Source organism: Brevibacterium antiquum (genome assembly GCF_016107655.1).
Classification (GTDB): Bacteria; Actinomycetota; Actinomycetes; order Actinomycetales; family Brevibacteriaceae; genus Brevibacterium; species Brevibacterium antiquum.
This window is the reverse complement of record NZ_JABASX010000004.1, coordinates 1-16,019: the sequence shown is the minus strand read 5'-3', so window position 1 is coordinate 16,019 and position 16,019 is coordinate 1. Positions and strand designations below refer to the sequence as shown.

Below are 16,019 nucleotides of genomic sequence, written 5' to 3'. Positions count from 1 at the left end.
GGATATGGCTGCCCTCGATTTCGGAGCCTTTGCACTGCTGAGCATTGCCGCCCTGCTGTTCCTCCTGCTGCAGTCATGGCTGGCGGCCACGGTTGTGCGACGCGTCGTCGGCGTCCCGACGGGCTGGCCGCGAACCATCGGCGTGGGTCTGGTGATGAGCGCGGTCATGGCCGTGACAGTGCAGTACCTCTATCGCGCCGGGACAGGACAGAATACTGGTGGCCTCGATGTGGCCCCGGGAGTCGCACTCATGCTCCTGCTGCTGGCGACCGGCTGGATCTTCGCTCTCGGTGTCGGTGCTCTTGTCGTCATCGAAGCCGCCTTCCCGACAGGATCGGTGCCCGGTCCGCAGTCGCTGTTCTTCGGCTGGAAGGCGCGCAGGCGGCGCGGTCGACGCTACGCCGAGGTCGTCTCGATCGCCGTCCGTCACGGCCTGGGTGCACAGATCCGCGGCTTCGGCCGCGGCACGGCCCCTGGGCGCGAGGCGAAGACGGCCCGAGCCCTGAAGAACTCACTGTCCGAAGCCGGAGTCACCTTCGTCAAGCTCGGCCAGATGCTCTCGACCCGTCGTGATGTGCTGCCGCCCGAGTACATCCGTGAATTGGAGATGCTGCAGACTCAGGTCTCTCCCGAACCCTGGTCCGTCATCGAACCGGCGATCGTCGAGCGCATGGGCAGGCCGCTGAAGAACGTGTTCTCCCGCATCGATGCAACGCCTCTGGCCGCGGCCTCCGTGGCCCAGGTCCATGAGGCCACACTCCTCGACGGCACCGAGGTCATCGTCAAGGTCCAGCGCCCGAAGGCCCTCAACCAGGTCAACCAGGACCTCGACATCATTCTGCGACTGGCCAAATGGTTGAACAAGGCAACCCTGTGGGGCCAGGACCTGGGAATCGAGACCCTTGCCAAGGGCTTCGCCAACTCCCTCGAAGAGGAACTCGACTATCTGATCGAACTCGGCAACATGCGCACCATCGAGGACAGTCTGAAGCGGTCGGGCAAGTTCTCCGTGACGGTGCCCCACGGCTATCCGGAACTCTCGAGCGAACGACTCCTCATCATGGACAAGCTGCCGGGGCGACCGGTGTCCTCGGCCGGGACCATCCTCAAGGAGCTCTCCGAGAAGGAACGGAAGGCCTTGGCCACCACTCTTCTCGGCGCCACACTCGAACAGATCATCACCGATGGCGTCTTCCACACCGACCTGCACTCGGGCAACATCTTCATCATGCCCGATGGCGGATTGGGCCTGCTGGACTTCGGCGCGGTCGGCAGACTCGACCCGGGAACGCAGACGGCTCTGGGGCTCATGCTCTACTCGATCGATCAGAACGACAGCGCAGGAGCCACCGACTCGCTCATCGAACTCCTCGGACGCCCCGAGAACCTCGACGATCGGGCCGTCGAACGTGCGGTCGGCGAGCTGCTCACCCGCTACGGCGGCGGAAGCCACTCGTACAACGGGCAGAAGCTCTTCGACGATCTGTTCAACCTGGTCCTGGCCCATCGGTTCTCCGTCCCGGCCCCGATCAGCGCGGCATTCCGTGCCCTGGCCTCGGTCGAGGGAGCCCTCCTCGTCATCGACCCCACCTTCGACGTGGTCGCCGTCGCCCGCAACGAGGGCAACCGACTCATGCGCAGCAAGCTGAAGTCCACGAAGATCACCGATGAACTGCAGCGCCGTGCGATGCAGATCCTGCCGATGATCGACCGTCTGCCTCGGCGGCTCAACAAGATCACCGAGGACCTCGAGCAGGGCCGCTTCTCGATGAACATGCGCGTACTGGAGAACACCTCCGATCGACGATTCCTCACGAGCCTGTTCCAGCAGCTCATCGTCGCTGTCCTCGCCGGCGCTGCGGTATTGGGCTCGATCGTCCTCATCACCAGTGAGGAAGGACCGCTGCTGACCGAGGGCATCCACCTCTACGCGTTCTTCGGTTTCGTCCTGCTCTTCGGCGGCTTCGTACTGAGCATGCGATCGCTCATGCTCGTCTTCAAACGCGACGTCGACGGATAGCGTTCGTCCCTTCTGTCAGGCTCAAGAGGCTGGGATCTCGAACTCAGAGGTGAATTCGGGTACCTTCCTGTCCTCTCCGAGCACCTTCGCCTCGGGACGGCTGTAGGTTCCCTTGAGCTCGTCGGCCGTTTCACTCACGTAGATCGGAATGTACCCTGTGTGCTCTCCATCGCGACGTGGCGCGAGGTCGAAATACTCATAACCGGCATCTTCGATTTCGGCTCTGGCACTCGATGCGTAGTTGGCCTCTTCGCCGGCGCTGTCGAGGTAGAAGTCCGATGAGCTGATGGTCCCGCCGTAGCTGTCTCCTGGTTCCACCTTCACCTCGATGTAAACCATCTCTCCATCAGGGTTGTCGGCGGCTTCGTAGTACTCAGTGGGGTTGTTGCGCACCGCGGACACGACGGTGATGACATCCCCGGTCTCCTTATCGGTGAACTCTGCACCGACCTTCACCTCGGTGCCCTCGGGCTTTTTGCTCGTGCCTTCGGCAGCGTCCGTCTCTGTGGTCTTGTCTGCGGTCGCTTCTGCTTCGAGGGCTTCGCCCTGCGCTTGGGTGGGCGCTGCATCCTCGGGGGCTCTTTCCGCCGCCGAGTCATCGGTGCCGCAGGCTGACAGGGCCAGTACAGCGGCAAAGGCCAAGGCGGAGGTCTGTGTGAGGATTCGGGCTGAGTGGCGTCCGGTGCGGTTCATCGGGTTCCCTTTCGAAATGATGGGCACTGCATGAGCTGTGTGTTTGACGGCTCTTCGGCCCTGACAAGGAAAGACTCTATGGTCAGCGACCCCGGATACGGGTGATGATCACAGCACACCGCGTAGCAGATCGGCCACAACTCCCGAGGACGTACGCGCGAGTCTGCGCATCGGCGTGCCCGAGCCGGCGCCCGAGCCGGCGCACCAGAACCGGTACCCGAGCCTGTGCCCGCGCATGAAAAAACCGGGCCAGACAATTCACTGTCTGGCCCGGCTGAGTGGAGCCCCCCATCGGACTCGAACCGATGACCTTCGCTTTACAAGAGCGGTGCTCTACCAACTGAGCTAGGGAGGCGTGGCGGCGAAACGATGCCGTCGACGCCTACACGATAGTAGTCCATTCACCTTCGCGGCTACAAAACGGACGCGAGGCAGACTTCACTCACGAGCATCGGTCGACCACCACCTCGGCGGCGGCCGACCGATGTTCGTGACGTCGATCAGCCCTTGATCTCTCCGGTGGCCTTGAGGATCTCCAAGGTCAGCGCCTGCGGGTCGCTGGTCTTGTCGGTCTTCTTGCCGTTGATGAGCACCCAGGGGGTGGCTTCGACTCCGTTGTCCAGAGCCTGAGTCGAGGTCTTCTCGACGAAGTCCTTGAACGACTGGTCCGTAACGCAGCTCTTGACGGTCTGCTCGGGATCGGACTGCAGCTTCTTCGAGGTGTCGACTCCGGCATCCTCAGCGACCTTGAGCAGTTCCTCATCGGTGCGGCCGTTGCCCTGCTCTTCGGGCTGCTGGGCATACATCGCGGGGAAGAAGTCCCTGACGGTTTCGGGCTGCGAGTCGATGACGCAGGCGGCCAGGTTGGCCGAGCGGGTCGAGTATTCGTTGCCGCTGGACATGCGGTCGAGGATCGACACCGGTTTGTACTCGAGCACGATCGAGCCTTCGTCGGCGAGCTTCTCCAGAGTCGGGGTGTTCGCGTCCTCGAACGCCTTGCATCCTGGGCACTGGAAGTCGAGGTAGACCGTCACAGTCGCAGCATTCTCCTTGGCGCCGGCATCGGCCGGAGTCGGCAGATCCGATTCCTCGCCGTCGGGCATCTGCTTCGGCTGCACCACTTTGCCGTCCTTGGCGATGCTGACACCGCCGCCGACGAAGTTGGCCGGAGTCATCCCCGGCTTGCTCTGCTGGAAGATGAGCACAGCGACGACCGCAGCCACAACGAGCACGACAACACCGATCCCCACGTAGAGGATGGTCTTGGCGGTCTTCTCCTTCTTCTCCTGAGCCGCTGCGATCTGGCGCGCGTTCTCACGGGCTTGGTTCCGCCGATTGTCACCGGAATTGTTCTTCGCCATTGTTCCTCACGTTGCGATCGTCTGACGTCGGCCCTGCCTCGGACCGTGGGGAATCGGGTCGACATACGAGTCCCGACCGTCCCACCTTACCCAAACAGGTGGTACCTCGACTCCCAGTGGAATTCAAGGATCAACTACACCGGGGCTGGAAAACGCCTATACAGGTTCGGGCAGATAGGTGAATGGGTTGGTCTGCAGGGGCCACCAGGACATGCCGGAACCCGTCTGGATGACCATGATCGCGATGATGATGAGGAGCGCGATCGCGGCCAGAGCGATGAGCCTGCCCAGTTGGTTGCGCGTGACCCCTGAGACCATGAGCCGTGATCCGAATCGCAGGCTGCCCGCACCGGGCCCCAGCCACAGAACCAAACCACCGGCGGCACCGGCTGCCCACACCGACCACTGCTCCGAGTATCCGCTGGGCACGATTCCCGCAATGTCGAGTCGGGTCAGCACAAGCATCGCAACACCCGCGATCGCCGGCAGGATGAATGACGTGATCGAGGTCAGCACCGACGCCAGGATCGCACCCGGCGCCGAGGCGAGCGAACGCAGGAATCCCCGCCCGTTCGTTCCGCGTTCGAACCGGTGCTTCTGGGCCTTGCGGTCCAACCGTGTGCCGGTCCGCGCCAGAATCGACCACAGGAACACGATGAGTGTGACGAGCAGCGGGCCCAGCGGCATGATCGCGATGGCCAACAGGATGAGGGCGAACACCACCCATCCGCCGGTCCGGATCGTCCGGTAGGTCAACGGTCCCCAGCCGTAGCCCTGCTGGTCCGGCTGACCTGGCTGACCTGGCTGACCCGGTCGGCTCTGCTGTCCTGACTGGACTCCGGTGCCGTTGGGGTCGTGTCGGGCAGTGCCCTGACCTGCTGCCGGACCGCCGCGACCGGCTGGAGGTCCACCGAGCCCATACCCTGCCCCGCCGAGGTTGGTCCCTGCCATCGCTGATCCCGGAGCGGCCTGGATGCCGCCGTTGGGATTGCGCACCGGCGGTGCGGTTCCCCCGTTCATCTGGCCCGGGTTCATTGTGGGCGGGTTCCCCTGTGCGCCGGGAATCATCCCGGATCGGGCCTGCGGCTGCTGGCTCTGCACTGGTGGGCCCTGGGGGCGCTGACTCTGTGGACGCTGGCCGTGTGGGGAATAGCCCTGGTGTGGGTATCCCTGCGGGTCGGTTCCGCCGGGGCCCGAGCCTCCGGGCCCGATACCGCCGGGCGCGTTCGGGTTCGGAGCCGAACCCGGGTAGCCTCCGCGCGGCGATCCGTGCCCGGTGGCGCCGTAGCCGGAAGCGTCGTATCCGGCGGCTCCGGTGCCACCGCCATAGGCTGCGGCGCCTCCGACAGCAGCACCAGCGGCGGCAGCGCCGAAGGCGGTGCCGTAGCCTGATCCGCTGCCCCCACCCACCGCAGGCATCCGTGCGGTCCCGGTCGACGATGCCTGGTTCGAACTCCCGGCGGCCGGACCGGAGCCCAGCTGCGGCGCACGTCCGGACTCGATGTCGACGAGAGCGTCGAGGATCATCTGACCGCTGGGTCTGCGTTCGGGCTTCGGGTCGAGGCAGGCTGCGATCAGGGGAACGAAGTTGCGGGGAGCGTTGTCGAGGTCGAATTTGCCCATGGCCACTCGCCCCAGCACAGCTTCGAGGGGACCGGAGCCGTAGGGGTTGCGGCCGGTTGCGGCGTAGGCCATGGTCGCGGCCCACCCCCACCAGTCGGTCTTCTCACTCGAGGTCTTGCCATCGGCGATCTCAGGGGACAGGTATCCAGGCGTTCCCATCACCAGGCCCGTCGCGGTCACCCGCACCTCGTCGGCGACCTGGGCGATGCCGAAGTCGATGACCATCGGCTCACCGTCCATGATCATGACGTTCGCGGGTTTGAGGTCGCGGTGAATGACACCGGACTCGTGCACAGCATTGAGGGCGTCGAGGAGGGCATGGCCGAAATGGACGAGTTCGTCCTCGGCGAAGGGACCGTTGTCTCTGACATCGTCGGACAGCGTCTGCCCGTCGACGAACTCGGTGATGATGAAGGGCTGCGCGGATTCGAGCTCGGCGTCGAGCACCTCGGCGATTCTGGGATGTTTGATCCGTCGCAGGGTCCTGACCTCGCGTCCGAGGCGTTTGCGAGCGGTCTCATCATTGGCGATATGCGGGTGCAGAACCTTCACGGCGACAGGGTTGTTTCCGCCGTCGACACCGAGATAGACGACACCCATGCCGCCCGAGCCGAGCTCCTCGATGAGGCGGTAGCCTCCCAGATCCTGAACCATCACTCTCCCAAGCGTAGTCGAGCGAGTACAGTTCGTTCCAAGGACCAACACAGGAGGAGGCGCAGATGAACACCGTCAACTCTGCCGAAAGCACTACCGCACCCCCGTATGGTGACAGCGATTTCATCGTCGTCGCGAACCGTCTGCCCGTGGACCGGGACCCTGCTGAGAAAAGCCAAGGATGGCGCACCTCACCTGGGGGTTTGGTCACTGCAGTGGCACCGGTGATGAAGTCTCAGGAGGGTGCGTGGATAGGCTGGACCGGGGTGCCCGACGTCGATTTCGACCCGTTCACGATCGACGGGATGCATCTGGTTCCCGTCACCCTCACCAGTGAGGATGTCCTCAAATATTATGAAGGATTCTCCAATGCAACGCTGTGGCCGCTCTATCACGATGTGATCGTCCCGCCCGAGTTCCACCGCACCTGGTGGGACTCGTATGTGCGCGTCAATGAGCGCTTCGCGGCCAAGGTCGCCGAGGTGGCTGCCGAAGGCGCCACCGTCTGGGTCCATGACTATCAGCTCCAGCTGGTTCCGCAGCTGGTGCGCCGGATGCGTCCCGACCTGGCGATCGGTTTCTTCAACCACATCCCCTTCCCACCCTTCGAACTCTTCGCACAGCTGCCCTGGCGCGACGAGATCCTCCGCGGCCTCCTCGGCGCGGATCTCATCGGATTCCAGCGTCCGGCCGATGCCGCGAACTTCCGTCGTGCGGTTCGCGGACGCCTCAATTTCACGACGAAGGGTTCGACGGTCAACGTCCCGGCCGGGGATTTCCTGCCGGAGCACATCGCGCGCGCCGAGGCCTTCCCGATCTCCATCGACACCCCCTACCTCGAGGAGCTGGCACGTGATCCGAAGATCATCGAGCGTGCCCGGCAGATCCGCGAAGAGGTCGGCAACCCGAAGGTCATCATGCTCGGCGTCGACCGGATGGACTACACGAAGGGCATCCGGCACCGCCTCAAGGCCTTCGGTGAGCTGCTGGCCGAGGGCAAGCTCGATGTCGAGGACATCGTCCTGATCCAGATCGCCACACCCTCCCGAGAACGGCTCGAGCAGTACAAGATCATCCGTCACGATGTGGAGCTGGCCGTCGGTCGGATCAATGGTGAGCAGGCCGAAGTCGGGTCCATCGCCGTCCATTACCTCCACCATTCCTACCCGCGCGATGAGATGACCGCCTTCTTCCTCGCCGCAGACGTCATGCTCGTGACGGCCCTGCGTGATGGGATGAACCTCGTGGCCAAGGAGTATGTGGCCTGCCGCAGACGTGATGACGGCGCCCTTGTCCTGTCCGAGTTCACCGGGGCCGCCGATCAGCTCAAGGGCGCAGTGATGGTCAACCCCCACGACATCGGCGACCTCAAGGCTGGCATCCTCGACGCCGTGCAGATGGATGAGAAGACGCGCTCACGGCGGATGAAGCAGATGCGCAAGAAGATCGCCACGGACACGGTGAGCATCTGGTCGAAGAAGTTCCTGGCCGAACTCGAGGCCATCCACACGAACCCGGAGGCGATCATCCCCGACCGTCCAGCCGCCCTGCCCGAACGATCGACGACGGCATCCGATCGCATCACCTCCACCGTCGCCGCACAGGACTCCAGCCCGGCATATCTACCCGATGAGGGCCGTCAGTGACATCGGAACCGCTGTCACCTGAGCAGGCTCCCTCACCACGATCGACTCCCGATTACACGCCATCGGCCGCCCTCGACCTCGGGCAGATCACCGGCGCCGATTCCGTCCTCATCGCCCTCGACTTCGACGGTGTCCTCGCACCGCTGCGGGACAATCCCGACCTGTCCCGGATGCTCCCGGAATCGGCACAGGCGATCGTTGATCTCAGCACCCTGCCCGCGACCCGGGTGGCCCTGGTCTCCGGTCGCGACGTCACCACCCTGCGGCGTCTTGCCGACCCGCCCCCGGGTGTGTGGCTGGTCGGTTCGCACGGCGCCGAGGTGGACCTGGGCTCGTCATCGCCGGCATCGACTCCCTCACCTGAGGTGACGATGAGCCAGCCCCAGGTCAGCGTCGCCGAACAGCGCATGCTCACCGCGATCGATGCCCACATCGAGTCCTTCGAACACGACCTGTCGTCGGGACCTGGCGCGAGTTCGGAGCCTAGTTCGGGCTCGGTCACTGAGATCAGGGTCGAGCGGAAGCCGTTCTCCCGCACGGTGCACACGCGTGGCCTCGATCCGGAGTTCGCGTCCGCGCTGCACGCCCATGTCATCGCCGTCCAGGCCGAACATCCAGGGATCCGCGTCATCGAGGGCCACGACATCACCGAGCTTGCAGTGAAGACGGCGACGAAGGGCGATGGTCTGCGAGCGCTCATCGCCGCCGGTTCGCCCGCCGCGGTCCTCTACCTCGGCGACGATGTCACCGACGAGGATGCCTTCGCCGAACTCGACGACCTGCCGACGGGCCTGAGCATCAAGGTCGGGCCGGCCCCGACCCGCGCACCGTGGCGGATCACGGATCCCAGCGCGGTCGCAGAACTCCTCACACGCCTCGCGAACGAACGTCGCGCACAGCCGCCACAGTCCTGAAGCGCCTCGGCGGCTGTTTTCTCAGCGCCGCTGCGGTGGCACTGCCACTTTCTTCGGGCCTGCGGTGTCAGCGTCGCTGCGGTGGCACGGCACTGGCCCGGAGCACGAGATCCGGGGTGACCGAATAGTCGATGCGCACCGCCTCGGCGGGATCGGCCATCATCCCTCTCACCTCGGTGAGGGCGGATACTGCCACAGCCTCCCAGTCATAGCTGACCTGCGACAGGGGCGGGGCGATGACATCGGCATCGGGTACGTCCCCGACCGTGAGCAGCGACAGATCACGCGGCATGTCGAGTCGGGTGCGAGCAGCGGCCTCAAGGATGCCGAACGACAGTGACGGCGCGCATGCGATGACCGCCGTGCACTGCTGGCGGAGAAGTTCGTCGGCCGCCGAAACTCCGGCCATGGTGCCCCCGGCGGCCTCGATGACCGGCGCCTGGTCACGTGTGGCCGGGATGTGGAGGACATTGGCCATGGCCTTGCGAAAGACCGCGATACGCGCGGCAGCGGCAGAATCGCGGAGCACGGCGAGTCCGATTCGACGATGGCCAAGATGGACGAGGTGCTGGACTGCTGTGGTGATGCCGTCCGTGGCGTCGAGGACGATGCGTGAGATTCCGTCTTCGTGTCGGGCATTGGAGACCCTGATCTGCGGCAGACTGCGCGCGGCCAGCTTTGCCGCGAGCTCGCCCGCCGGTCCCCCGCCGAGGACGATCGCGCCCTGAATGTGCGGGTCGCTCCCCACCGGGCCCAGCAGGGACTCGGCCAGGGCATCGACCCGATTCGAGGCGGCCTCCACGTGCACGGCGGCGATCCCCTGAGCGAAGATCTTGCTGGTCAGAATGTCGAACAGGCGCGCATAGGGATCGACATCGCCGGCGGTCACGGAGGGCCTCACGAGCGCAACCATCTCCCTGGAGGTGGCATGCGGGGCGCGCGAATCCACTCCCAGGATCGCCAGTGCCTGCTTGATCTTGGCCATGGACCCGGACGACACCGACTCAGGGTTGCGCAGGGCACGGGAGGCTGTTGCCTTCGAGACCCCGGCAGCACCCGCGATGTCCGCGAGCCCGACGTGCTTGCGGCTGCCGGAATCCTGCGGGTTCGGTGCGCCCGGTGTGCCCGGTGCGCCCGGTGTCTGGCTCACTGTCGGGCCGCCGTCGTCGAGCCTCGTGCCAGCAGACGGGGCCGAAACACCGGAGGAACCGACTTGAGGTCCTCACCGGAGATCTTCAGCGTCGACAGGGTGGCTGCGACAAGGGCCTGCGAGAGCCCCTCGACGTCGATGCCGAGAACGGTGGCTGGTGGCCCGGTGAACTTCATCGTCGGCGAATCGCCGAAGCCGACGATCGACATGTCCCGCGGGACTTGCAGGTGCCGGTTGCGCAGACCGTGCAGAGCCCCGTGCAGCTGCAGGGCCGATTGCACGATCACCGCGGTGCAGGTCGCATCCTTGAGGTCGAGGACGGCGCGCGAACCGCCGGAGAAGGACTTCGGAACCTGCGAGATCCAATCATCGAGCTTGACCCCGAAGTTGCGCGCGGGATGCTCGGTGCGGAAGCGTCTGATCAGCTGCACCGCAAGCTCACCGCTGTCATTGCAGATGAGACCGATGCGTCGGTGGCCGATGGCCTGAAGATGCTCGAAGGCCGTCGTCATTCCCCCGCCGAGGTCGAGGCGGGCGGCGATGGTGTCGCCGCTGACATCATCGGAGTCCACCGCCGACTGCTCGTCGACGCGAATGCAGGGGATGTCGGTGTGCAGGCTCGTCAGCGTCGGCGTCACGAGGACAACGGCACCGGCGTCGACGGCGACCTCCAGCGGGGTGGTCTCGGTCTCGACCGGCGGCCGGGTGATGAGCAGACCGTGGTCCTGCAGAGCCGCGGCCACGCGAGTGCAGACCTGAACCTGCCAGTATTCGGGATTTCCGGGCGCGCTGACGGCGACCAACCGCCTCGGCGCCTCATGGAGGAGGGTGGAACGAGAGTAGCCCAACGAGTCCATGGCCTCGAGCACTCTGGCCCGGGTCTCTTCGGCCACAGCACCGCGCCTGCCGAGGACGCGGGACACCGTCGCCAGGGACACGCCCGCCCGGGCGGCGACATCATCGAGCTTGACCTTCATACCGGGAAGTCTATCGGGGCCGGCCCCACCGGCGACCACCTCACCGGCGGTGTCCCTCGATGGCAGATTTGGCTGACAGCCTCCGCTGCGACCGACACGCCGCCTGCGCAAGCAATTGCACAAACAAACTTGCCTGTCCGTTCGGCGCATGAGAACCGTTGAACAATCGCTGAACCCGCGGTTTCTCACCCAGCATCCGCCCAGGTGTGCGTCTGCGCGCTGGCACAGTGCTGAGAATCACTCTACGCTTCGTCGAATAGGCTGTCACAGAGCGCATTCAACGGCTTAGGATGTGAATGACTGAGCATCCCCGCCAGGTCACCGACGACCAGCTGCTCACGAAGACTTTAGGAGGAAACATGTCAACAGTGTCGTTGAATGGCCTCAGTCATGCCTACGAGAACACCGTGTCCCCCTCGGTGCACCCGTTCAATCTCTTCATCGACGACGGCGAGTTCGTCGTCCTCTACGGACCATCCGGATCCGGCAAATCGACCATCCTGCGGATGCTCCACGGCCTCGAGGCCCCCAAGACGGGCACGATCCTCATCGATGGAGTCGACGTCACCCACGCCGCGGTCAACGATCGCGACGTCACCCTTGCCCTTGAGAGCTACGCCCTCTATCCGCATATGAGCGTGCGCGACAACCTCGGCTTCGCCCTCCGTGTCGATGGTCTCCCTGCCGAGGAGATCCGTGAACGCGTCGAGTCCGTGACCTCGAAGATCGGGCTCAGCGACATCCTCGATGCCGTGCCCGGTGATCTCTCCGCCCTGCAGCGCCAGACGATCGCCCTGGCCCGTGCCGTGGTCCGTCAGCCCAAGGTCCTGATCATGGACGAACCGGTCGTCAACCTCGTTCCCGAGTACCAGGCCGACACCCTGCGCCTGGTCAAGGATCTGCAGCAGGAATTCGGACTGACCACCCTCTATGCCACGGCCGATCTCGATGACGCGAAGGTCCTCGGCGACCGCATTGCGTTCCTCGACCATGGGCGTCTGATCGGGGTGGAGAAACCTGAGGTCGCCGAGGCGCTCGTCGCCTCGATCGCGGACGTGGACTCCTGATCGGTGCCCGAAACCTCAGCACCGCAGATCCACGCGGTCCACAGCGCCGATCACGACGCGATCGCAGGACTTCCGTGGCATCTTCCCCTCGGTGAGTGGCCCCAGGATTTCCTCGGTGGTCTGCCCCGCGGCATCTCCCGCCATGTGGTGCGCTTCGTCGAGATCGGCGATGAGGTCCTCGCGATCAAGGAGACCGACGACCGTCGGGCCCTGCGCGAATTCGACATCCTCGGCGTGCTCGGAAACCTCGCCGTACCCACGGTCGAACCGCGTGCCTATGTCACCAACCGATCCACCGCCTCGGCGACGGAGCTCCCTGGGGCACTGCTGACCGCCTACCTCAACTTCTCGCTGCCCTACCGTGCTCTGTTCTCCCAGTCGCTGGCCGCGGACGCAGCAGACCGCCTCGTCGATGCACTCGCGGTCCTGCTCGCCCGACTTCACCTGGTCGGCTTCTACTGGGGCGACGTCTCCCTGTCGAACACCCTGTTCCGGCGCGATGCCGATGCCTATGCGGCCTATGTCGTCGATGCGGAGACCGGTGAGCTCCACGATCAGCTCTCCGATGGTCAGCGGCAGATGGATCTGCGCATCGCGCGCACGAACATCGCCGGTGACTTCCTCGATCTGCAGGCCGCGGGCCTCATCGAACCGACGGTCGACCCGATGGCCGCCGGCGAGCGTCTCTTCGAGGCCTATAACGGGCTGTGGAGGGAGCTGACTCGGGTCGAAGAGTTCTCCGTCAACGAACGCTGGCGCATCGACGAGCGCATCCGCCGCCTCAACGACTTGGGCTTCGACCTGGGTGAGTTGACCGTGACAACCGACCTCGACGGCGTCAGCCTGTTGGTCGAACCGAAGGTCGTCGAGCCCAACCACCATTCCCGCAGACTTCTGCGCCTGACAGGCATCGGTGCCAACGAGAACCAGGCGCGGACCATGCTCAACGACCTCGACTCCCACCGCAGCGCGCCAGGCTTCACCGGCGGAGCACACGGCTCGGGCGAGCTGCCCGTCGAACTCGACGAGGACGATGCCGCGCGGCTGTGGCTCGAGGAGGTCTACAAGCCCCTCATCTCCGCCATCCCCGAGAACCTCACCCACAAACTCGAACCTGGCCAGATCTTCTATGAGTTCGTCGAGCACCGGCGCGTCATGTCCCGGGCCCGGCAGCGCGACATCCCCACGATGGAGGCCATCGCCTATTTCATCGTCGACTATCTCTCGAACCTCCCCGACGAGGCGCTCTACGTCGACAGCCAGAAATTCTGAAGACGTCTGGGCCGGTATTCCACCAAGTGGAACGCGGACCCACGTGCCACCTCGGCGGGCATATGTTTGAGGACAATGAGGCGATCCCCGCCTGAACCGCCAGTGCAACGCAAAGGACCTTCGATGACGCAAGTCCCGCAGAACTCATCGCAGTCGACGCAGAATTGTGTGCCGACGAATGAGAACAACCCTTCGATCCCCTCCCTCTTCGACCTCAGCGGCCGCACCGCCGTCGTCGTCGGAGCAGGTTCCGGCCTGGGCCAGGCCAGCGCGATCGGCCTCGCCGATGCCGGTGCCCACGTCGTCGTCGCCGACCTCAACCTCGACGGCGCCGAGGAGACCGTGCGGATCATCGCCGAACGCCAAGGCAAACCTGGCGGCATAGGAAGCACGGGCGGCACAGGCAAGGGCGGACACAGCGCAACCTCGTCGCCGGGGGCCGAGGCCGCACGCGTGGACATCACAGACACCGAATCGGTCAATGCCCTTGTCGCCGCTCACCCGGAGGCCCAGGTTCTCGTCATCACCCCGGGCGCGAACGTGCGCAAGCGGCTGCTGTCGACGACCGACGAGGAATTCGACCGGGTCATCGACATCAACCTCAAGGGCACCTACCGCCTGATGCGCGGATTCGGCGCCGAGATGGCCGAGCGCGGCCGCGGCTCGATCGTCACCTACTCATCATTCCGGGCTCTCGCGATCGAACCTGGCCAGGGCATCTACGCCGCAGCCAAGGCAGGTGTCGTGCAGCTGACGAAGACACTGGCCAGTGAGCTGGGGCCACAGGGTGTGCGCGTCAACGCGATCCTGCCCGGCCCCTTCGACACTCCGCTGACCCAGCAGATCAAGGCCGATGAGGAGTGGTGGAGCGCCTATGCGGAGAAGACCGCTCTGGGCCGCTGGGGGCACCTCCACGAGATCGCCGGGCCCGTGCTGTTCCTCGCCTCCGACGCCTCGACGTATGTCACCGGACACTCGCAGCTCGTCGACGGCGGCTGGATGGCCCAGGACGGTCGCTTCTCCCCTCGGCTCTAAGTCTCCGCTCGTACTCAGTCGCGTGCGACCGTGGTGGGTGCACGTGCAAGAATATTCGCATGACCGCTCGAGACAACTCCACCTCCCCGACAGCGACCGATCGACCTCGGCTGGCCAATCAACTGGTCCGTCGCAAGTCGATCAGCAGCATGGTCGAGGACACCCAGGATGCGTCCACCGGCGGTCTGCGCAGAACCTTCGGCGTCTTCCAACTGACGATGATCAGCGTCGGCGCCACCTTGGGCACGGGCATCCTCGTCATCCTCGGCGAGGCCGTGCCGATCGCCGGGCCTGCCGTCTGGTTGGCCTTCATCCTGGCCGGAATCACCGCTCTGCTCTCTGCCGTCAGCTATGCGGAGATGGCGGGCATGGTTCCGGTGTCGGGATCAAGCTATTCGTATTCCTATGCGACCCTCGGCGAGGGCGTGGCGTGGATCTGCGGTTGGTGTCTCGTCCTCGAGTACGCGGTCTCCGTGGCTGCGGTGGCCGTGGGCGCTGCCGACTACGTCAATGAGACGCTGCGGATCTTCGGAATGTCGCTGCCGCCGTCACTGTCGGCCGGCCCCGATGGTGAAGGCGGAGTCATCAACCTCTCGGCCCTCATCGTCGTCCTCCTCGCCACGGTGCTGCTCATGCGCGGGGCCAAGGAGTCCGGCATCGTCAACACGATCATCGTGTTCGTCAAGCTCGGCATCCTGGTCTTCTTCGCCATCGTCGCGTTCACCGCGTTCAAGGCCGGCAACTTCGCACCGATGCTGCCTATGGGTGCCGCCGGAGTCACCGCCGCGGCATCGAGTGTGTTCTTTTCCTACATCGGCTTCGACGCAGCCTCGACCGCCGGCGAGGAGGCGAAGAATCCCAAGCGGGACCTGCCCCGGGCGATCATCCTCTCAATGGTCATCGTCACCACCATGTACGTGCTCGTCGCCGTGGCCGCGATCGGCGCCAGGCAGTGGCAGTGGTTCGAGACCTCGACTGCTCCTCTGGTCCAGATCGTCCACGAGCTCACGCAGTCGAATCTCGCGGTCTTCATCTTCGCTGTCTCCGCGGTGCTCGCGATCCTCTCGGTCGTCATCACCGTCCTCTACGGACAATCACGCATCCTGCTCACGATGTCGCGCGACGGTATGGTTCCGAAGGTTTTCGGCATCGTCTCACCCCGGACGGGCACTCCCCTGGTGGGAACCCTGGTCACCGGCGTGCTCGTGGCGATCACAGCGGCACTGATCCCGCTCGGCGAACTCGCGAATGCCACGAGCATCGGCACCCTGTTCGCCTTCTGCCTCGTCAACATCGCGGTCATCTACCTACGTGTCAGACGCCCGGACCTGCCACGCTCATTCAAGGTTCCCTTCGGCCCGACGATTCCCATCCTCGGATCCCTGGCATGCGCGTTCCTCATGGTCAACCTCGGCGGGACCACCTGGCTCGTCTTCGGCCTGTGGATGCTCGTCGGCTTCGTCGTCTACCTCGCCTACAGCCGCCGCCATTCCCGCGTCGGGGCGCTGAGCAACAGCGACTACCGCGCCAGCATGGACGCTTGAGCCTCCCAACAACTACCTGACGGCGGCTCAACAACCTCGCGCGAGGTTGTTGAGCCGCCGTCA

General features: G+C 64.9%; 12 protein-coding genes and 1 tRNA gene. 7 read left to right on the top strand and 6 right to left on the bottom strand.

All coding sequences use genetic code 11. From position 1 onward, the window contains the following. Positions 1–4 precede the first annotated feature (4 nt). Positions 5–2,020, top strand: a complete 2,016-nt coding sequence (locus JFC13_RS07650) for an ABC1 kinase family protein (RefSeq protein ID WP_232488366.1) — start codon at positions 5–7, stop codon at positions 2,018–2,020. A 21-nt stretch (positions 2,021–2,041) separates the two neighbouring features. Here JFC13_RS07650 and JFC13_RS07645 read toward each other — a convergent pair whose 3' ends face one another. The 4 genes from JFC13_RS07645 to JFC13_RS07630 all read right to left on the bottom strand — a co-directional run bounded on the left by JFC13_RS07645 (position 2,042) and on the right by JFC13_RS07630 (position 6,351). Further along, positions 2,042–2,713: a hypothetical protein gene (locus JFC13_RS07645; RefSeq protein ID WP_198396507.1), complete on the bottom strand. Its 672-nt coding sequence runs from the start codon at positions 2,711–2,713 to the stop codon at positions 2,042–2,044. Positions 2,714–2,992: 279 nt separating this feature from the next. After that, positions 2,993–3,068 (bottom strand) — tRNA-Thr (locus JFC13_RS07640). 145 nt (positions 3,069–3,213) lie between these two features. Next, positions 3,214–4,074: a DsbA family protein gene (locus tag JFC13_RS07635; RefSeq protein WP_198396506.1), complete on the bottom strand. Its 861-nt coding sequence runs from the start codon at positions 4,072–4,074 to the stop codon at positions 3,214–3,216. 156 nt (positions 4,075–4,230) lie between these two features. Continuing rightward, entirely contained in the window at positions 4,231–6,351 is a 2,121-nt protein-coding gene (locus JFC13_RS07630) for a serine/threonine-protein kinase (protein WP_198396811.1), read from the bottom strand. A 65-nt stretch (positions 6,352–6,416) separates the two neighbouring features. Between JFC13_RS07630 and JFC13_RS07625 the strand changes: the two genes are divergently transcribed. Together JFC13_RS07625 and JFC13_RS07620 are read left to right on the top strand one after the other, a co-directional pair. Beyond that, complete coding sequence (locus tag JFC13_RS07625) at positions 6,417–7,997, top strand: alpha,alpha-trehalose-phosphate synthase (UDP-forming) (protein WP_198396505.1); 1,581 nt, start codon at positions 6,417–6,419, stop codon at positions 7,995–7,997. Continuing rightward, positions 7,994–8,911 (top strand): trehalose-phosphatase, encoded by a 918-nt coding sequence (locus JFC13_RS07620; RefSeq protein ID WP_198396504.1) that lies wholly within the window; start codon positions 7,994–7,996, stop codon positions 8,909–8,911. Before JFC13_RS07625 ends, JFC13_RS07620 begins: the two co-directional genes overlap by 4 nt. A 67-nt stretch (positions 8,912–8,978) precedes the next feature. Here JFC13_RS07620 and JFC13_RS07615 read toward each other — a convergent pair whose 3' ends face one another. Beyond that, the gene (locus JFC13_RS07615; RefSeq protein ID WP_198396503.1) at positions 8,979–10,061 is read right to left on the bottom strand and encodes a LacI family DNA-binding transcriptional regulator; all 1,083 of its coding nucleotides are present in this window, start codon (positions 10,059–10,061) and stop codon (positions 8,979–8,981) included. Further along, on the bottom strand, positions 10,058–11,038 hold the full coding sequence (locus JFC13_RS07610; RefSeq protein ID WP_198396502.1) for a LacI family DNA-binding transcriptional regulator: 981 nt from the start codon (positions 11,036–11,038) through the stop codon (positions 10,058–10,060). The genes JFC13_RS07615 and JFC13_RS07610 overlap by 4 nt, the downstream gene beginning before the upstream one ends. A gap of 296 nt (positions 11,039–11,334) precedes the next feature. On the opposite strand from JFC13_RS07610, the gene JFC13_RS07605 reads away from it, so the two are divergent. The 4 genes from JFC13_RS07605 (at position 11,335) to JFC13_RS07590 (ending at position 15,956) form a co-directional block, all read left to right on the top strand. Continuing rightward, positions 11,335–12,105 carry an ABC transporter ATP-binding protein gene (locus tag JFC13_RS07605; protein ID WP_198396501.1) on the top strand — a complete coding sequence of 257 codons (771 nt, stop codon included), beginning with the start codon at positions 11,335–11,337 and terminating at the stop codon, positions 12,103–12,105. Positions 12,106–12,108: 3 nt separating this feature from the next. Continuing rightward, entirely contained in the window at positions 12,109–13,377 is a 1,269-nt protein-coding gene (locus JFC13_RS19835) for a DUF4032 domain-containing protein (protein ID WP_198396500.1), read from the top strand. Between the two features lie 123 nt (positions 13,378–13,500). Then, positions 13,501–14,412, top strand: coding sequence for an SDR family NAD(P)-dependent oxidoreductase (locus JFC13_RS07595; RefSeq protein ID WP_232488365.1), 912 nt, complete (start codon positions 13,501–13,503; stop codon positions 14,410–14,412). Positions 14,413–14,471: 59 nt separating this feature from the next. Then, positions 14,472–15,956 carry an amino acid permease gene (locus tag JFC13_RS07590; RefSeq protein ID WP_198396499.1) on the top strand — a complete coding sequence of 495 codons (1,485 nt, stop codon included), beginning with the start codon at positions 14,472–14,474 and terminating at the stop codon, positions 15,954–15,956. The last annotated feature ends 63 nt before the right edge of the window (positions 15,957–16,019 follow it).